The 17,883-nt window shown below is 64.6% G+C and carries 14 protein-coding genes; 3 read left to right on the top strand and 11 right to left on the bottom strand.

Translation table 11 applies throughout. The features are described 5' to 3' along the window. Positions 1–16 precede the first annotated feature (16 nt). The 8 genes from lpdA to ugpB all read right to left on the bottom strand — a co-directional run bounded on the left by lpdA (position 17) and on the right by ugpB (position 11,130). On the bottom strand, positions 17–1,441 hold the full coding sequence (gene lpdA / locus AC24R4_RS23525) for a dihydrolipoyl dehydrogenase (RefSeq protein WP_400394294.1): 1,425 nt from the start codon (positions 1,439–1,441) through the stop codon (positions 17–19). A 146-nt stretch (positions 1,442–1,587) separates the two neighbouring features. Beyond that, positions 1,588–2,841: a 2-oxoglutarate dehydrogenase complex dihydrolipoyllysine-residue succinyltransferase gene (gene odhB / locus AC24R4_RS23520; protein WP_092594059.1), complete on the bottom strand. Its 1,254-nt coding sequence runs from the start codon at positions 2,839–2,841 to the stop codon at positions 1,588–1,590. Between the two features lie 96 nt (positions 2,842–2,937). Next, on the bottom strand, positions 2,938–5,790 hold the full coding sequence (locus tag AC24R4_RS23515) for a 2-oxoglutarate dehydrogenase E1 component (protein WP_153945236.1): 2,853 nt from the start codon (positions 5,788–5,790) through the stop codon (positions 2,938–2,940). Between the two features lie 286 nt (positions 5,791–6,076). Further along, positions 6,077–6,826: a glycerophosphodiester phosphodiesterase gene (gene ugpQ, locus AC24R4_RS23510; protein WP_487523687.1), complete on the bottom strand. Its 750-nt coding sequence runs from the start codon at positions 6,824–6,826 to the stop codon at positions 6,077–6,079. Beyond that, positions 6,823–7,941: a sn-glycerol-3-phosphate import ATP-binding protein UgpC gene (locus AC24R4_RS23505; protein ID WP_400394717.1), complete on the bottom strand. Its 1,119-nt coding sequence runs from the start codon at positions 7,939–7,941 to the stop codon at positions 6,823–6,825. Before AC24R4_RS23505 ends, ugpQ begins: the two co-directional genes overlap by 4 nt. A gap of 8 nt (positions 7,942–7,949) precedes the next feature. After that, positions 7,950–8,798: a sn-glycerol-3-phosphate ABC transporter permease UgpE gene (gene ugpE, locus AC24R4_RS23500; protein WP_400394718.1), complete on the bottom strand. Its 849-nt coding sequence runs from the start codon at positions 8,796–8,798 to the stop codon at positions 7,950–7,952. A 14-nt stretch (positions 8,799–8,812) separates the two neighbouring features. Beyond that, positions 8,813–9,694, bottom strand: coding sequence for a sn-glycerol-3-phosphate ABC transporter permease UgpA (ugpA, locus tag AC24R4_RS23495; protein WP_092594064.1), 882 nt, complete (start codon positions 9,692–9,694; stop codon positions 8,813–8,815). Between the two features lie 125 nt (positions 9,695–9,819). Continuing rightward, complete coding sequence (gene ugpB / locus AC24R4_RS23490; protein ID WP_400394719.1) at positions 9,820–11,130, bottom strand: sn-glycerol-3-phosphate ABC transporter substrate-binding protein UgpB; 1,311 nt, start codon at positions 11,128–11,130, stop codon at positions 9,820–9,822. A gap of 204 nt (positions 11,131–11,334) precedes the next feature. Between ugpB and AC24R4_RS23485 the strand changes: the two genes are divergently transcribed. The 3 genes from AC24R4_RS23485 to AC24R4_RS23475 all read left to right on the top strand — a co-directional run bounded on the left by AC24R4_RS23485 (position 11,335) and on the right by AC24R4_RS23475 (position 14,368). Continuing rightward, on the top strand, positions 11,335–12,141 hold the full coding sequence (locus AC24R4_RS23485) for an HAD-IIB family hydrolase (RefSeq protein WP_400394720.1): 807 nt from the start codon (positions 11,335–11,337) through the stop codon (positions 12,139–12,141). 123 nt (positions 12,142–12,264) lie between these two features. Further along, positions 12,265–13,992 (top strand): M30 family zinc metallopeptidase, encoded by a 1,728-nt coding sequence (locus AC24R4_RS23480; RefSeq protein ID WP_487523686.1) that lies wholly within the window; start codon positions 12,265–12,267, stop codon positions 13,990–13,992. A gap of 46 nt (positions 13,993–14,038) precedes the next feature. Next, positions 14,039–14,368: a hypothetical protein gene (locus tag AC24R4_RS23475; RefSeq protein WP_487523685.1), complete on the top strand. Its 330-nt coding sequence runs from the start codon at positions 14,039–14,041 to the stop codon at positions 14,366–14,368. Positions 14,369–14,454: 86 nt separating this feature from the next. Here the strand turns inward: AC24R4_RS23475 and ntrC are convergent, their stop codons facing one another. The 3 genes from ntrC to AC24R4_RS23460 all read right to left on the bottom strand — a co-directional run bounded on the left by ntrC (position 14,455) and on the right by AC24R4_RS23460 (position 17,856). Then, positions 14,455–16,017, bottom strand: coding sequence for a nitrogen regulation protein NR(I) (ntrC, locus tag AC24R4_RS23470; protein WP_487523980.1), 1,563 nt, complete (start codon positions 16,015–16,017; stop codon positions 14,455–14,457). Between the two features lie 88 nt (positions 16,018–16,105). Further along, a complete protein-coding gene (glnL, locus tag AC24R4_RS23465) occupies positions 16,106–17,278 on the bottom strand; it encodes a nitrogen regulation protein NR(II) (RefSeq protein WP_487523684.1) in 1,173 nt (390 codons plus the stop codon). A gap of 5 nt (positions 17,279–17,283) precedes the next feature. Continuing rightward, positions 17,284–17,856: a DUF4124 domain-containing protein gene (locus tag AC24R4_RS23460; protein WP_487523683.1), complete on the bottom strand. Its 573-nt coding sequence runs from the start codon at positions 17,854–17,856 to the stop codon at positions 17,284–17,286. Positions 17,857–17,883 lie beyond the last annotated feature (27 nt).

The following is a 17,883-nucleotide window of genomic DNA, read 5'->3' as shown; positions in this document are numbered from 1 at the left end:
CGGAGGTGAACGGGTATTACATGTTCAGCTGACGCTTGTCGACGGCCAGCGCGGCTTCGCGCATGACTTCCGACATCGACGGGTGCGGGTGGCAGACACGACCGATGTCTTCGCTTGCCGCCTTGAACTCCATGGCCACCACGGCTTCGGCGATCAGGTCCGAAGCATTGGCTGCCACGATGTGCACGCCCAGGATCTCGTCGGTCTTGGCGTCGGCCAGCATCTTGACGAAGCCGTCGGCCGCGCCCATGCCCAGTGCACGGCCGTTGGCCATGAACGGGAACTGGCCCGACTTGTACGCGCGGCCTTCCGCCTTGAGCTGTTGCTCGGTCTTGCCGACCCACGCGATTTCCGGGAACGTGTAGATGACCCACGGCACCGTGTTGAAGTCGATGTGCGGCTTCTGGCCGACGATGCGCTCGGCCACGGCCACGCCTTCGTCTTCCGCCTTGTGGGCCAGCATCGGGCCACGCACCACGTCGCCGATTGCCCAGATGCCCGGCACCTTTGTCTGGCAGTGGTCGTCGACTTCGATGAAGCCACGCTGATCCACGCCCAGGCCAACCGCTTCCAGGCCCAGGTTGTCGGTGTTGGGCACGCGGCCAACCGATACGATCAGGCGATCGACTTCCAGCGTCTGGTCCTTGCCGTCCTTGTCGGTGTAGGCAACGGTGACGTTGTCCTTGCCGGCCTTGACTTCGTTGACCTTGACGCCCAGGTTGAACTTCAGGCCCTGCTTGGTCAGCAGCTTCTGGGCTTCCTTGGCCACGCCTTCGTCGGCGGCGCCCAGGAACGCGGGCAACGCTTCCAGCACGGTCACGTCGGCACCCAGGCGGCGCCAGACCGAACCGAGTTCCAGGCCGATCACGCCGGCGCCAATCACGCCCAGCTTCTTCGGCACCGTCTCGAACTTCAGCGCGCCTTCGTTGTCGCTGATCAGCTTGTTGTCGACAGGAATACCCGGCAGATGGCGGGCCTTCGAGCCCGTGGCGATGATGACCTGTTTGGCGGTCAGCGTTTCGCCGTTCACCTCGACCTGGAAGCCTTCGGCGGCCTTGCCTGCGAACTTGCCGTAGCCCTTGAACAGCGTGATCTTGTTCTTGCGGAACAGGAACTCGATGCCCTTGGTCATCTTGCCGACGATGTCGTCCTTGCGCTTGAGCATCTTGGCCACGTCGACCTTGACGTCGCCCACGGTGATGCCGTGGTCGGCCAGGTGGTGCGAGGCGTTCTCGAACTCTTCCGAGGAAGCCAGCAGCGCCTTGGACGGGATGCAGCCCACGTTCAGGCAGGTGCCGCCCAGGCGGGCTTCGCCCTTGGGATCGTCATAGGCGTTGCCTTCCAGGCAGGCCACGTTCAGGCCCAGCTGGGCAGCACGAATGGCGGCGATGTAGCCGCCGGGGCCGGCGCCGATCACCAGCACGTCGAATTGTTTGCTCATGGGAAATATCTCTTTGGCACGTCATGCCCGCGCCAACAAGGCGGGCATCCGGCGGCATCGTGCAGATGCGCTCGCCGGGTCCCCGCACCGAGGTGCGGGGACGACGACAAACGAAAGACGGAGTGTCTGTCTGGGGACAGGACCGATTACAGGTCCAGCAGCAGGCGGGCCGGATCTTCCAGGGCTTCCTTCATGGCCACCAGACCCAGGACGGCTTCGCGGCCGTCGATGATACGGTGGTCATAGGACATGGCCAGGTAGTTCATCGGACGGATCACGATCTGACCGTCTTCCACCACGGCGCGGTCCTTGGTGGCGTGAACGCCCAGGATGGCCGATTGCGGCGGGTTGATGATCGGGGTCGACAGCATCGAACCGAACGTACCGCCGTTCGAGATCGAGAACGTACCGCCGGTCAGGTCGTCCAGCGACAGCTTGCCGTCACGGGCCTTGGCACCGAACTCGGCAATCTTCTTCTCGATATCGGCCAGGCTCATCTGGTCGGCGTTGCGCAGGATCGGCACCACCAGGCCACGCGGCGAGCCAACGGCGATACCGATGTCGAAGTAGCCGTGGTAGACGATGTCGTTGCCATCCACCGAAGCGTTGATGATCGGGTACTTCTTCAGCGCGTGGACGGCGGCCTTCACGAAGAACGACATGAAGCCCAGCTTCACGCCGTGTTCCTTCTCGAAGCGATCCTTGTACTTGTTACGCAGATCCATGACCGGCTTCATGTTCACTTCGTTGAACGTGGTCAGGATGGCGTTGGTCGATTGCGACTGCACCAGGCGCTCGGCGATACGGGCGCGCAGGCGGCTCATCGGCACGCGCTCTTCCGGGCGGTCGCCCAGCGCGGCGAAGTCGACCTGGGCCGACACTTGCGGCAGGGCCGGCTTGGCAGCGGCCGGCGCCGGCGCAGCCTTGGCGGCCGGCGCCGAACCGGCGGCCAGCACGTCACCCTTGGTGATACGGCCGTCCTTGCCGGTGCCAGCCACTTGCGAGGCCGACAGGCCGCCTTCGGCCATCAGCTTGGCAGCCGACGGCATGGCGATGGCGCCAGCTGCGGCGGGCGCGGCAGCCGGGGCAGCGGCCGGAGCCGGTGCGGCGGCAGCGGGCGCCGGGGCGGCAGCGGCCGGAGCGGCGGCGCCAGCGGTGGCTGCCGTGTCGATCTTGGCGATGATTTCGTCGGCAACAACGGTGTCACCGTCGTTCTTGACGATCTGCGACAGCACGCCAGCCGACGGGGCCGGCACTTCCAGCACAACCTTGTCCGTTTCGATTTCGATCAGGATTTCGTCCTGAGCAACGGCTTCGCCCGGCTTCTTCTTCCAGTTCAGCATGGTCGCTTCGGCGACCGATTCAGACAGTTGCGGAACCTTGACGTCAACAATAGCCATGGTTTGTTAAATCCTCGATGTATGCGTGTGTGTTTCGTTTCAGGCAGGTAGTCCCGCGGCGCGCATCCCTGAGCGCCGCCGCGGGGTACCAACGAATTACTTGGTCAGAACAAAGCCCTTGAGCTTGGAGAACGCGGCTTCCAGCAGCGCCTTCTGTTGCTCGTTGTGCTTTGCGTAGTAGCCCACCGCCGGCGAAGCCGAGGCGGGACGACCGGCATAACCGAGCTTCTGGCCTTCCGTCATGTTTTCCATGATGTAGTGCTGGACGAAGAACCAGGCGCCCTGGTTCTGCGGTTCGTCCTGGCACCACACGATTTCGGTCGCGCCGGGGTATTTCTTGAGTTCCGCGGCCACGGCCTTGTGCGGGAACGGATACAGCTGCTCCAGGCGGATGATCGCCGTGTCGGTCGCCTCGCGTTCCTTGCGGGTGTTGACCAGGTCGTAGTAGACCTTGCCCGAGCACATGATCACGCGCTTGACCTTGCTGGCGTTCAGTTCCTCGTGATCGGGGATCACGGTCTCGAAATGGCCCTTGGCCAGATCGGACAGCGGCGACACGGCGTCCTTGCTGCGCAGCAGCGACTTCGGCGTCATGATCACCAGCGGCTTGCGGAACAGACGGATCATCTGGCGGCGCAGCAGGTGGAAGATCTGGGCCGGCGTGGTCGGCTGGACCACCTGCATGTTGTGGTCTGCGCAGAGCTGCAGGAAACGCTCGATACGGGCCGAGCTATGTTCCGGACCCTGGCCTTCGTAGCCGTGCGGCAGCATCATCGTCAGGCCCGAGGCGCGGCCCCACTTCACTTCACCCGACGAGATGAACTGGTCGATCACCACCTGGGCGCCGTTGACGAAGTCGCCGAACTGGGCTTCCCAGATCACCAGCGCGTTCGGTTCGGCGGTCGAGTAGCCGTATTCGAAGCCGAGCACGGCCTCTTCCGACAGCACCGAGTCGATCACCGTGAACGGTGCCTGGTTGTCCGACACGTTCTGCAGCGGCACGTACGAACCGGCATCCCAGCGTTCCCGCGCCTGGTCGTGCAGCACGGCGTGACGGTGCGTGAAGGTACCGCGGCCGGCATCCTGGCCGGTGATACGCACCGGGTAGCCCGAAGCGACCAGCGAGGCGAAGGCCAGGTGTTCACCCATGCCCCAGTCCAGCATCTGCTCGCCCTTGCCCATGTTGGCACGGTCCTTGATGACCTTGTCCACCAGCGGGTGCAGCTTGAGCTGTTCCGGAATCGTGGTGATGCGCTCGGCCAGACGCTTCAGTTCCGTCATCGGAACGGCGGTGTCGGCGGCATCGGTCCACTTGCGGTTCAGGAACGGCATCCAGTCCACGGCGAACTTGTTCTTGAAGTTCGACAGGACCGGGTCCACCGTGTGCTTGCCGGCGTCCATGGCGGCACGGTAACCCTTGACCAGCTCGTCGCCAAAGTCGGCGGCGGTCAGGTTCTGGGCCACCAGCTTGTCGGCGTACAGCTTGCGCGTACCCGGGTGCTGGCCGATCTTCTTGTACATCAGCGGCTGCGTCATGGCAGGGGTGTCCTGCTCGTTGTGACCCAGCTTGCGGAAGCAGATGATGTCGACCACGACGTCCTTGTTGAATTCCATGCGGAAGTCAACGGCCAGCTGCATGGCGTACACCACGGCTTCGGGATCGTCGCCGTTCACGTGCAGCACCGGGGCTTCGATCATCTTGACCACGTCCGTGCAATACAGCGTCGAACGCGCATCGCGGGGGTCGGACGTCGTGAAGCCGATCTGGTTGTTGATGACGATGTGCATCGTGCCGCCCGTGCCGTAGCCGCGGGTCTGCGCGAGGTTCAGCGTTTCCATCACCACGCCCTGGCCGGCAAAGGCCGCGTCGCCGTGCACCTGCACCGGCAGCACTTCCTTGTGACCGGCGTCGCCACGGCGTTCCTGGCGGGCCTTCGACGAGCCTTCCACCACCGGGTTGACGATTTCCAGGTGCGACGGGTTGAACGCGAGCGACAGGTGAACCGGGCCGCCTTCGGTCGAGACATCGCTCGAGAAGCCCTTGTGGTACTTCACGTCGCCGGCCGGCAGGTCATCGACGTGCTTGCCTTCGAATTCGGCGAACAGGTCGGCCGGCATCTTGCCCAGCGTGTTGACCAGCACGTTCAGACGGCCGCGGTGGGCCATGCCGATCACGATTTCCTGCACGCCCTTGGTACCGGCGTGCTGGATCAGTTCGTCCATGGCGGCGATGAAGCTCTCGCCACCTTCCAGCGAGAAACGCTTCTGGCCGACATACTTGGTGTGGAGGAATCGCTCCAGGCCTTCGGCCGCGGTCAGGCGGTCGAGGATGTGCTTCTTCTTCTCCAGCGTGAACACGGGCTTGGAGCGCGTGGTTTCCAGGCGCTCCTGCCACCAGCGCTTCTGCGCCTGGTCGCTCACGTACATGAACTCGGCGCCGATGGTGCCGCAGTAGGTCTCACGGAGGTTGTTGAGCAGCTCGCGCAGGCTCATCGACTCCTTGCCGAAATACGTGTTGCTGGCATTGAAGACGATGTCGAGGTCGGCCTCGGAAAAACCGTAGAACGCCGGATCCAGGTCAGGCAGGGGCGGACGCTCCTGGCGCTTGAGCGGATCGAGGTCGGCCCAGTGCGAACCGATGTTGCGGTAGGCGGCGATCAGCTGCGTGGCAGCGACGCGCTTGCGACCCATGTCGGAGTCGGCCGAGGCAACGATGGTCTTGATGGGGCCCGCCTTGGCGCGCTCGGCGAACGAGGCGACGATCGGTGCGTGGGGGATATCGCGGGCGTTGGAACCATCCACAGCCGGGACATTCTGCATCGCGTCGAAATACGCGCGCCAGTTGTCGGGAACCGAACTGGGATTCTGGAGATAGGCCTCGTACAGCTCTTCCACATAGGGGGCGTTGCCGCCGAAGAGGTACGAATTGCTTTGATACTGCTGCATCATGGGGCGCTCACTATTCTCCGGGTATGCCGGAGTTAAGCGGGTTCATCAACCTTCCGCGACACGGCCTGACCGGTTAGCGGATTGCAAACAACTCTTGGGGGTCCTGCGGTTACCACCTTGAACGAACGGCACCCGGGGGTGCCGTCTGTCTCGGTCTCGCCGCCAGACCCGAAAGGGCAAGTTGTGCGGGAAGGACCTAAGTCTTCACTCGCAGAGCATAGCATGTAATCCCCCAGACAGTGGGGACTTTTCGTGATGCAAAATCGAGACAGTGTGTCCAGGAACGTTACGGTTGCGGTTCGATCTGGTCAACCGCATCGGTAATCAGGCCATCGAGGCCCCAGGACAGCAGATCCTGCGCGCGGGAACGGTCGTTGACCGTGTAGCACAGGACCTTGAAGCCTGCCGCATGGGCGTCGGCAATGACTTTGGCGTCGAGTTCGCGATGATTCGAATCAAGCGCCACGCAGTCCAGACGCCGCAGCCGGTCCAGCCAGTCGGCCGGCAGCTTGTCCAGCAGCAATGCACGCGGCAGGCCCGGCGCGGCCAGGCGCGCCGCTTCGAGCGCGACCTCGGAAAACGACGATAGCAGAGGGGGGACCGCAGCGCCCTTCCACAACGAAAGTGCGTCAAGCGCCACCGCAGCACCGGTGCGATATTCGGCACCCGGCACCGGCTTGATCTCGATATTGACCAGGAAGCCGTTGGCCTGCGTATAGCGGGCGATGGCCGCCAGCGTGGGCACCGGCTCGCCGGCAAAGGCCGGGCTGTGCCAGCTGCCCGCGTCCAGCAAGGCGATCTCGCCGAGCGTCAGCGCATCGACGCGCCCGTGGCCGGAGGTCGTGCGGTCCAGCGTGGCGTCGTGCATCAGCACGGGCTTGCCGTCGCCGGACAGCTTCACGTCGAACTCGAACATCCGGTAGCCAAACGACGCGCCGTGGCGAAATGCCGCCAGCGTGTTCTCGGGCGCCAGCTTGCCGGCGCCACGGTGCGCGATATGGCGCGGATACGGCCAGCGCGTCCGGATATCGCTCATGCCAGCGCCTCGATCCGCCTGCCGTGCTGCATGTCGAAGAAATGCAGGTGGTCGGCCGATGCCGTGATCGGCAGCTTGTCGCCGGCGCGCACCGGCATATGGCTGTCCAGCCGCACCACGATCGGCTGGCCGCCGAGCGTGCCATACGCGAACGAGTCGGCGCCCAGCGCCTCCACCACGCGCACATCGACCTCGGCAATCGCCTCGTGCGTCGCGCACGGCTCGATGTGTTCGGGGCGCAGCCCCATCAGCGCCTGCTCGGGCAGGTGCAGGCCCATCGGCAGATGACCCAGCGTGGCCGCTGCGCCCTGCCCTTCCTTCGGCAGCACGCGCATCTGCGCCTCGCCGCCCTGGGTACCCTGGCCCGACCCATTGCGCGCCACCGGCACCAGGTTCATCGGTGGCGAGCCGATAAAGCTGGCCACGAACGTGCTGGCCGGGCGCGAATAGACTTCCAGCGGCGTGCCGATCTGCTCGACCCGTCCGCCGTTGAGCACCATCATGCGGTCGGCCAGCGTCATGGCCTCCACCTGGTCGTGGGTCACGTACAGGCTGGTGGTCTTCAGGCGGCGATGCAGGTCCTTCAGTTCCAGCCGCATCTGCACGCGCAGCTTGGCATCGAGGTTCGACAGCGGCTCGTCGAACAGAAACACCGCCGGCTCGCGCACGATGGCGCGCCCCATGGCCACGCGCTGGCGCTGGCCGCCCGACAGCGCGCGCGGCTTGCGTTCGAGCAGCGGCGCCAGTTCCAGGATGCCGGCCGCGTGCGTCACCCGCTGCGCGATCTCGGCCTTCGACATGCCGCGGATCTTGAGGCCGTACGCCATGTTGTCGTAGACGCTCATGTGCGGATACAGCGCATAGTTCTGGAACACCATCGCGATGTCGCGCTCGGCCGGCTCCAGGTCGTTCACGACCTTGTCGCCAATATGCACCTCGCCGCCGGTGATCGTTTCCAGCCCCGCCACCATGCGCAGCAGCGTGGACTTGCCGCAGCCGGACGGGCCAACGATCACGATGAACTCGCCGTCGGCGATTTCCATATCGATGCCATGCACCACCTGGGTGCCGCCGGCATAGGTCTTCTGTACGTTTCGAAGAGACAGCCTTGCCATGTCTGACCTTATTTTTCCGTTTCCACCAGGCCCTTGACGAACCAGCGTTGCATCAGCACGACCACCACGGCCGGCGGGATCATCGCCAGCATCACCGTGGCCATCACCAGGTTCCAGTCGGTGGCCGCATCGCCCGAGCGCGAGATCATCTGCGTGACGCCCACCACCACGGGCGTCATCGATTTCTGCGTGGTGATCAGCAGCGGCCACAGGTACTGGTTCCACCCGTAGATGAACTGGATCACGAACAGCGCCGCGATGCTGGTGCGCGACAGCGGCAGCACCACATCCCAGAAGAAGCGCAGCGGGCCGGCGCCGTCGATGCGGGCCGCCTCGGCCAGTTCGTCCGGAATGGTCAGGAAGAACTGGCGGAACAGGAACGTGGCCGTGGCCGACGCGATGATCGGAATCGTCAGCCCGAAGTAGCTGTCCAGCAGGCCCAGATCCGACACCACCTTGTAGGTGGGCAGGATCCGCACTTCCACCGGCAGCATCAGCGTGATGAAGATCATCCAGAAGAAGACCTTGCGCAGCGGAAAGCGGAAATAGACCACCGCGAAGGCCGAGATGATCGAGATCGCGATCTTGCCCAGCGCGATGCCCAGCGCCATGATCAGGCTGTTCTTCATCATCGTGGACACCGGCGATGCCGACTCGCCCACGCCCTGGAACAGCACGGTGCGATAGTTGTCGATCAGGTGGCTGCCCGGGATCAGCGTCATGGGGGCATCCAGCACCTGCTCGGCCGTCAGCGTCGACGCCACGAAGGTCAGGTACACGGGGAATGCCACCACGACGATGCCCAGGATCAGCACCACGTGGGTAATGAAGTCCAGTACAGGACGACGCTCTACCATTGCCTATCCTCCTGTCAGTACTGGACCTTGCGTTCCACGAAGCGGAACTGCACCACGGTCAGCGCGATCACGATCACCATCAGCACCACCGACTGCGCGGCCGAACCGCCGATGTCCATGCCACGGAAGCCATCGTGGAACACCTTGTACACGAGCGTGTTCGTGGAGTTGAACGGGCCGCCGTGCGTCACCGCGTCGATGATCGCGAAGGTGTCGAAGAACGCGTAGACCACATTGATCACCAGCAGGAAGAACGTGGTCGGCGACAGCAGCGGGAACACGATCGACCAGAACCGCTTCCACGGCCCGGCGCCATCGATGGCCGCCGCTTCGATCAGCGACTTCGGAATGCTCTGCAGCCCGGCCAGGAAAAACAGGAAGTTGTAGCTGATCTGCTTCCAGGCGGCCGCCAGCACCACCAGCGCCAGCGCCTGGTTGCTGTCCAGCAGGTAGTTCCAGTCCACGCCGATCTTGCGCAGCGCGTACGACACCACGCCCAGCGTCGGGTTGAACATGAACATCCAGAGCACGCCCGCCACGGCCGGCGCCACGGCGTACGGCCAGATCAGCAGCGTCTTGTAGCCGGTGGCGGCGCGCACCACGCGGTCGGCAAAGTACGCCAGCAGCAGCGCCACCGACAGGCCCACCACCGTCACGCCGATGGCGAAGACGGCCGTCACCTGGAACGATTCGATGTAGTTCGGATCGTTCCAGAGCGTGACGAAGTTGTCGGCGCCGACGAAATCGAGATGGATGCCGAAGGCATCCTGCTGCAGCATCGACTGCCACAGCGCCTGCCCGGCGGGCAGGAAGAAGAAGACCAGCGTGATGACGATCTGCGGCAATACCAGCAGATACGGCAGCCACGGCGACCGGAATACGACGCGTTTTTCCATGGGATGGAGTCCGCCCTGAGACTAAACGACCAAACGGCCAAACGACTGAACGACTGAACGACTGAACAAACGGCGAGCGGGCGACGGTTGTGCCGCCGCCCGCTCGGGTGCCGCACCGGCCGGGCTTAATCCCGGGCGGTCTTCTGGAAGCGTTCCAGCTGTTCGTTACCGCGTGCCACGGCCGCGTCCAGCGCCGCCTTCGGTTCCTTCTTGCCGGCCCACACCGACTCCAGCTCCTCGTCGACGATCGTGCGGATCTGCACCAGGTTGCCCAGGCGCACGCCGCGCGACTTCTCGGTGGTCTTCACGACCATCTGCTCCACCGATACGTCGGCACCCGGGTTCTTGTCGTAATAACCTGATTTCTTGGTCAGCTCATAGGCGGCCATTGTCACCGGCAGGTAGCCGGTGGCCTGGTGCCAGTCCGACTGGATTTCGGGCTGCGACAGGAACGTGAAGAACTTGGCCACGCCCTTGTATTCTTCGGCCTTCTTGCCGCCCATCACCCACAGCGAGGCACCGCCGATGATCGTGTTCTGCGGAGCCCCCTGCACGTCCGCGTAGTACGGCAGCTGCGACACGCCGAACTGGAACTTGGCGTTTTTACGAATATTGGCCAGCGACGCCGACGAGCCGGTGAACATCGCGCATTCGCCGTTATAGAACTTGGCCTGCGACTCCGACTTGCGGCCGCCGTAGCTGAAATAGCCCTTCTTGACCATTTCCTGCAGGTTCGTGATGTGCTTCACGTGCAGCGGGCTGTTGAACACCAGGCGGGCGTCGGTGCCGCCAAAGCCATTGTTCTTGGACGCGAACAGCGTGTTATGCCAGGCCGAGAAGCTCTCCAGGTGCACCCAGCTCTGCCAGTCGGTCGTGTACGCGCAGCTGCTGCCGGCCGCCTTGAGCTTGGCCGAATACTGCATGACCTCGGGCCAGGTCTTCGGCGGCGCCGACAGGCCGGCCTTCTTGAAGGCGTCCTTGTTGTAATAGAAGACGGTGGTCGAGCTGTTGAACGGGAACGACAGCATCTCGCCCTTCGACGAGGTGTAGTAACCCGCCACGGCCGGGATATAGGCCTTCTGGTCGAACTTCTCGCCCGATTCCTTCATGACGACGGACACCGGCTTGATGGCGCCCTTGGCGCTCATCATCGTGGCGGTACCCACCTCGAACACCTGCAGGATGGCCGGGGCGCCGCCAGCGCGGAACGCTGCAATGCCGGCGGCCATGGTTTCGTCGTAATTGCCCTTGTTCACGGGCACGATCTTGTAATCGGACTGGCTGGCGTTGAACTTGTTGGCGATCTCGTTCACCTTGTCGTTCAGCGCGCCCTGCATGGCGTGCCACCACTGGATCTCTACGGCTGCGTGGGCCGTGCCGGCGAGGGCCAGGCTGGCCACTGCGGCGAATTTCACTGCGAAGCGCGGGAAGGACATGGTATTTCTCCTGAGGCCGTTCGGTGCGACAGTTTTTTTGAAAAAGCGACCGACTGTATGCATTTTTTGTGACAGGCATGTTACGCCGCTCCGTTGTCATCGAACACCGGGCAAACCCGCCCTTGCGCAAGAGAATGTTGCAGCATATTGACGACAGACAATTGCCACGCCGGGCGCGGTTCGCCACGGCTACAATGCCCCGCCATGACCGTACCGACCTCCTTTTCCGCCCTGCCCGACAGCGCGCTGCGCCGTGTCCGCGGCATCCTGACCGACATCGACGGCACCCTGACCACCGACGGCCGCCTGCCGGCCTCCACCTACGTCGCGCTCGACCGCCTCAAACGGGCCGGGCTGCACGTGATTCCGGTCACGGGGCGCTGCATCGCGTGGGCGGAAATCCTCACCCGCCTATGGCCGGTGGACGCCATCATCGGCGAAAACGGTGCGTTCTATTCGCATCTTGTCGACAACAAACTCATCACGCGTTTCCTGGACGACGCCGCCACCCGCGAGGCGAACCTGTTCCGCATCCATGCACTGGGCCAGGAAATCCTGCGCGAAGTCCCCGGCTGCGCGCTGGCCTCGGATCAGGCATGGCACGCGGCCGACCTGGCCATCGACCACGCCGAGGACGTATCGCCGCTGCCGCAGGCCGCCGTGGACCGCATCGTGGCGATCATGCGCAGCGCCGGCATGACGGCCACGGTCAGCTCGATCCACGTCAATGGCTGGTTCGGCCATCACGACAAGCTGTCGATGAGCCGGCTCTGTGTCGCGGAATTACTCGGGGACGATATCGACGCAAGGCGCGACGAATGGCTGTTCATTGGCGATTCGGCCAATGACGTGGCGATGTTCGGGCACTTCCCGCTGTCGGTGGGCGTCGCCAACGTGCGCGACATTCTGGACAAACTGCCAGTGAAGCCGGCCTACATCACCGACGCGTCCGGCGGCGAAGGATTTACGGAAATGGCAGAAAGGGTCTTAACGCTGAAACAGTTGGCATGACGGCCGTCAATTAATCTCGATTTCCCCTCGTGTGGACGGCGAACCTGCCATCCACGCCGGTATAAGCACCGCTGCGCCGCGATGGCGCCCGGCTTCGCCAACCGACATTCGAGGGGAATCGTCATGACAAACACGTCGCGCATCCTTGCGCATTCGAAGTCCGTATCCGCAGCACTACTGGCTGCCGCCACGCTCGGCGGCTGTGGCGGTGGTGGCGATGGCGAACCGTCCGCGCCACCCACGACTGTCGCGGCGCCCGCGCCCGCGCCGGCACCCCCAACCGCACCCGCACCCGCACCCGAAACACCGCCGCCCGCGCCGCTGCCGGACCCGCCCCGCACGGTGTCGCCGGCCTGCAGCAACTGCGGCACTGTCAGCGCGAATACCTATGCAGGCAATGGCGTGGGCGTGTGGCAAGCCATCAACGCCTCTGCCACCCCGGCCAGGATCCCGGTCCGGATCGACGGCCTGAGCGGGCAGGACGTCACGCTGGTCTTTACCAACCAGACCGCCGTGCCGAAGATCATGCCAACGATTTCGCTGACGACGCCGCAGGCATCCCCGGTCGCGGCGAACGCGCTGCGATGGAACGAGGATGGCGAGCAGGCCGTCCGGCAACGCATTGCGGACTTCAATCGCGAAGGCTGGGCGGCACTCGCCGGCAAGCGCAGCAGCATGCCGGCCTTCTCGGCACGGCAGAGCCAGGCCCCCGCGGTCGCGAACACTACCAGAACCTGGTACCACGCCGACGATACCGCGCGTTCGGCCACGCTGGTGCTCCAGCGCGCCACCAGCGACGGCACCACCGTCAATTTCTGGGTGGAGGAATCAGAAAATACGCCAGACAGGGTGAGCCCTGAAATCGTGGCGCTGCTTGCAGACAGTTTTACGCCCGCCGGACGGCTCTACGACACGCTCACCTCGGTCGGTGGCCCACTTTGGGGGCCGCACGACTATTCGGAGTTGATCCCCGCGACCGGGCAGCCCATCGACATCGTGATCCTGAATTTCAACAACGACGAGCGTCCGACCGGCATGCTCGGGTACTTCTATGGACGGAATGCCATCGCCCGGCATCCGGTCACCAATCCTTACAGCAACGAGTCGGTATCGCTGTACATGGATGCCGAGGCGCTCTATCTGGACGACCCCGCGGCGCTGACGGAAATGGTCTCTACGATGATCCATGAAGCGATGCACCTGCAGAGCTTCTACCGCCGAGGCGTGGCCAAGGGGCCCGCGTACATGTTTGAACCGTGGCTGGAGGAAGCTTCAGCCATGATGCTGGAGGATCTGGTCAGCGATGCCGTCAGCCCGGACTACAACACGATCCGCGACATGCGCTTTCCGGACTACGTCGGCTACCGGGCCGGTTCCTATAACTGCAGCCTGCTCGACTTCAGGGTTGCATCGGCATCCTGCAACAGCTATGCCGTCTCCGGATCGCTCGGCGGGTTCCTGACCCGGCAGCTCGGACTCGACTTCTATAAAGCCCTGCTGAACGATTTCAGCAGCACCAATTCGGTCCGGGTTCTGGATTCGGCCATCCGCTCGGTCAAGGACACTTCCGGTTTCGGCGAACAGCTACGCGCGTTTGCCGCGACCGCGGGTGCGCTGATGAAAACGCCAAGCCCTGCCGGCTTTGGCTTCCCGGCACGGGTGGACGGTGACTTCAGGTTGCCGTCGATCGATCCCCAGGACTTCCTGCCGATTCGAACGCTGACGCAGTCGGTGCCGCTTCTGTTGCAGCCCTACGGCAGCCTGCCGATCGTCCGCAGTGCCGTGACCGGAACGTACAGCGAGACAGTCGAGGTTCCTGCGGGCACATCGCTGTCGGTCGTGGTCCAATAAGGCGTTGGCGGGGTGCGCCGTCACCCTGCACTTCCGGAGACCCGACGTGAAAGCACGTTTCGGCGCAATCCTCGGTGCAACACCCGCACTCCTCGCCGCACTGGCCATCACGGCATGTGCCACCGACCCGCGCGTCGAGCCGCCGCAGACGCTGGTCGGAGAGATCCAGATCCGGGGTAACGACCCGTTCCCGACGATCATGCTGGAAACGGACGCGTTCGACTTCTGGGAATTGCGCGGCATGACGGTCCGCCAGGCCCGCGCGCTGGCCGGCAAGCGGGTGTCGGCGCGCGGCAGGATTCTGGTGGCGCCAGGGCCCGACGTGTGGCTTCCCACGTTCCAGGTGGATGAGGCGCCCGAGCCGGTCAGTCCCTAAGCGATTCCCACGTTCCCCATTGAAAAAGGGAGGCCCGACCCGGCCTCCCGTCACGTTTGCGCGTTGCGCGGCATTGCCACCGGGGTTCAGTCGAATCCCAGCTCCTGGAGCTTCCGCGTAATCGTATTCCGGCCAATTCCAAGCCGGGTCGCGGCTTCCACGCGGCGGCCGCGCGTGACGCCGAGCGCGGCTTCCAGCACGGCCTTTTCGAACCGGCGCGTCAGCGCGTCCATGACTTCCGGCTGGCCGGATTCCAGCATCGACTTTGCCTCGCCGGCCAGCAGACTTTCCCAGCTCTGCGTGACAGCCGGCGCGGCATAGGCCGGCGCCATGGCCGACGATGTCGTCACCATGGGCGGACGCGTCGCCACCAGGGTGTCGCCATCCCCGCCCGGCGCGCCCATGCCGTAGTCGGACGTGTCCACGGCCTCGTAATCGCCGGCAGGCCGCAGGTCGGGCGCCGGCGGACGCGACGCCGGCGGGCTTTCGCCATGCCCGGCATCGATCATCTCGCGCGGCAGGTCCTTGACCTCGATGGTCTGCGCCGGCGCCATCACGGTCAGCCAGTTGCACAGGTTCTCAAGCTGGCGCACGTTGCCCGGGAACGGCAGCGTGCTGACGTAGGTCAGCGCCTCGTCCGACATGCGCTTGGGCTCGACGCCCAGTTCCTTGGCGCTCTTCTGCAGGAAATGCCGCGCCAGCAGCGTGATGTCCTCGGGCCGCTCGCGCAGCGGCGGCAGGCGCAGCCGGATCACGTTCAGCCGGTGGAACAAGTCCTCGCGGAACAGTCCTTCCTTGACCCGCGTTTCCAGGTTCTGGTGGGTGGCGGCAATCACCCGCACATTGGCGCGCAGCGGATTGTGGCCGCCCACGCGATAGAAATTGCCGTCCGACAGCACGCGCAGCAGCCGCGTCTGCAGATCGAATGGCATATCGCCGATTTCATCGAGGAACAGCGTACCGCCCTCGGCCTGCTCGAAGCGGCCCCGCCGCATGGTCTGCGCGCCCGTGAACGCACCGCGCTCATGGCCGAACAGTTCCGATTCCAGCAGGTCCTTCGGAATCGCCGCCGTGTTCAGCGCGATGAACGGGCCGTTGGCGCGCGGGCTGTGCTTGTGCAACGCCCGCGCCACCAGTTCCTTCCCGGTACCGGACTCGCCGGTAATCATCACGGTCACGTTCGATTGCGACAGGCGGCCGATGGCGCGGAACACGTCCTGCATGGCCGGCGCCTGGCCCAGGATCTCGGGCGCATCGACTAGCCGATCGTCCATTTCCTCCTCGCGCAGGCTTTCCTCCAGCGCGCGGCGGATCAGCTCGACAGCCTTGTCGACATCGAACGGCTTGGCCAGGTATTCGAACGCGCCGCCCTGGAAGGCGGCCACGGCGCTGTCCAGGTCCGAGTACGCGGTCATCACGATGACCGGCAGCCCGGGGTGGCGCGCCTTGATCGCCTGCAGCAGGTCCAGTCCCGACCCGCCAGGCATGCGGATATCGGAAATCAGGACTTGCGGCTCGTCCTCTTCCAACGCCGCGAGCACGTCGCGCACATTGGTAAAACTGCGGGAGAGCAGGCTTTCACGGGCAAGGGCCTTTTCCAGGACCCAGCGGATTGATTGATCGTCGTCGACTATCCAGATCGGCTTCATGTGCGTCGCTTGTCTGCTCGGTGTCATGTGGTCTCCCGTATGACCCGCTGGATCGCCGCGTGGGACGCGTCGATGTCTGGATCGGCGGTCAGTGCAGCGGCAGCAGGATACGGAAGTCGGTACAGCCCGGCCGGCTCTCGCATTCGATCAAGCCCTCGTGCTGCTGCACGAAGGTTTGAGCGAGTGTGAGACCGAGACCGCTACCGCCATCCCTCCCCGACACCAGCGGATAGAAGATGCGTTCGCGAATGTCCTCGGGGATGCCCGGGCCGTTGTCTATCACATGCAAGTCCAATGCCAGCTTGTACAAACGCTTGGCAATCGTGACCTGGCGGGCCACCCGGGTCCGCAGGACGATCTGCGCGTCCCCCTGGGCGATGCGCTCGTGCAGCGCCTGCGCCGCGTTGTGGACGATGTTCAGCACGGCCTGGATCAGCTGCTCCATGTCGCCGCGCAGCTCCGGCAGGCTGGCATCGTAGTCGCGCACGATATCGAGCCCGTTCGGGAATTCGGCCAGCACCACCGAGCGCACCCGCTCCAGCACTTCGTGGATATTGAGTTCGGAGACGATGTGCGGGTGGCGATGGGGCTCCAGCAGGCGGTCCACCAGCGTCTGCAGGCGGTCCGATTCCTTGATGATCACCTGCGTGTACTCGCGCAGCGCACGCTCGGGCAGCTCGAATTCCAGCAGCTGCGCCGCCCCGCGGATACCGCCCAGCGGGTTCTTGATCTCGTGCGCCAGATTGCGGATCAGTTCCTTGTTGGCCGATGTCAGGTCGATCAGGCGTTCCTCGCGGTCGCTGCGCACCTTCTGCTCGTTGAGCAGGATCTCGACCAGCGCCGTGCTCGAATTGCCCTCGATGCCGCCCACCACCACGTGGGCGTGCAGCGGTTCCTGCAGCGGCGGGCGCAGCACCAGGTCCTGGCGGCGCACGTCCACCTGCCGGGCCATCACGGAGTCGATCATGGTGTCGAGCTCTTCCGACGCGCCGAACAGGTCGGGCAGCGTCAGCTCCACCATGGCCTTGCGCGACATGGCAAAGCTGGCCTCGGCGGCCGGATTGGCGTAGACCACCCGCAGCCCCGGCTGGCGCACCAGCAGCACCGGGTTGGCCACCACGTCCAGGCCGGGATGCAATGCGAAATCGCCCAATGGCAGGATATCGGCATCACGCACTTCCGGGGCCTCGGAACCGGCCACGTCCGGCTTGCGGTCGGCCCCGGTAACCTTGCGCGAAACTCCGCGAATCAGGCGACGCATCGGTTTCAATCCTTCAGATTCGACAGTTCCCGCCGAAGCGAAGCCACATTGGCTTCACTACGCGCAACGTCATCGCGCAGCCGTGCCGTGCGATCCAGATACTTTTGATAATTACGCTCGCCGCCCTGGCGCTCCGGCTCGCCGTTGTTGTACTCGGCGCGCAGTCCGGCCAGCCTGGCTTCCTCGGATTGCAGTTCCTGCTCCAGCACCGTGCGGCGTTCGCCATCGCGGGTCTTCTGCGTGGCACTGTCCACGCGCGGGAATGCCGCCGGCGACGTGGCGGCCGGCCTGGCGGCCGCCGTGGTGCCACCGCCGCTGGTACGCGTGCCGGGCACCGTCATCACGTCGGGCAGGTTGAGCTTCTTGCAGTCCTTGCCGCCGCCGCTGCCGTTGCGGTACTCGGGCACGCCGTTGGGGCCCTTGCACATGTACACGTCCGACGACTGCGCCGCGGCCGGCGCCGCCCAGACGGCCAGCGCCAGGGCGGCCATCGTCACCAGAATGGGGAAACCCACACGCATTTGGTGCGGCAGCGCGCCGCCGGCCATGCTGAAACCCTTGTTCGAAATGGCGTTCATGAACATCGACATGAAGGTTGGGAAAAG

Source organism: Cupriavidus sp. CER-90, from assembly GCF_057652055.1.
Note: the sequence above shows the minus strand (reverse complement) of the source record. Positions and strands in the feature narration are given on the sequence as shown.

Excerpts from the sequence above, each read along its gene's own strand:
- lpdA (WP_400394294.1), bottom strand. The coding sequence starts at position 1,441 with ATGAGCAAACAATTCGACGTGCTGGTGATCGGCGCCGGCCCCGGCGGC.
- odhB (WP_092594059.1), bottom strand. The coding sequence starts at position 2,841 with ATGGCTATTGTTGACGTCAAGGTTCCGCAACTGTCTGAATCGGTCGCC.
- AC24R4_RS23515 (WP_153945236.1), bottom strand. The coding sequence starts at position 5,790 with ATGATGCAGCAGTATCAAAGCAATTCGTACCTCTTCGGCGGCAACGCC.
- ugpQ (WP_487523687.1), bottom strand. The coding sequence starts at position 6,826 with ATGAGCGATATCCGGACGCGCTGGCCGTATCCGCGCCATATCGCGCAC.
- AC24R4_RS23505 (WP_400394717.1), bottom strand. The coding sequence starts at position 7,941 with ATGGCAAGGCTGTCTCTTCGAAACGTACAGAAGACCTATGCCGGCGGC.
- ugpE (WP_400394718.1), bottom strand. The coding sequence starts at position 8,798 with ATGGTAGAGCGTCGTCCTGTACTGGACTTCATTACCCACGTGGTGCTG.
- ugpA (WP_092594064.1), bottom strand. The coding sequence starts at position 9,694 with ATGGAAAAACGCGTCGTATTCCGGTCGCCGTGGCTGCCGTATCTGCTG.
- ugpB (WP_400394719.1), bottom strand. The coding sequence starts at position 11,130 with ATGTCCTTCCCGCGCTTCGCAGTGAAATTCGCCGCAGTGGCCAGCCTG.
- AC24R4_RS23485 (WP_400394720.1), top strand. The coding sequence starts at position 11,335 with ATGACCGTACCGACCTCCTTTTCCGCCCTGCCCGACAGCGCGCTGCGC.
- AC24R4_RS23480 (WP_487523686.1), top strand. The coding sequence starts at position 12,265 with ATGACAAACACGTCGCGCATCCTTGCGCATTCGAAGTCCGTATCCGCA.
- ntrC (WP_487523980.1), bottom strand. The coding sequence starts at position 16,017 with ATGAAGCCGATCTGGATAGTCGACGACGATCAATCAATCCGCTGGGTC.
- glnL (WP_487523684.1), bottom strand. The coding sequence starts at position 17,278 with ATGCGTCGCCTGATTCGCGGAGTTTCGCGCAAGGTTACCGGGGCCGAC.
- AC24R4_RS23460 (WP_487523683.1), bottom strand. The coding sequence starts at position 17,856 with ATGAACGCCATTTCGAACAAGGGTTTCAGCATGGCCGGCGGCGCGCTG.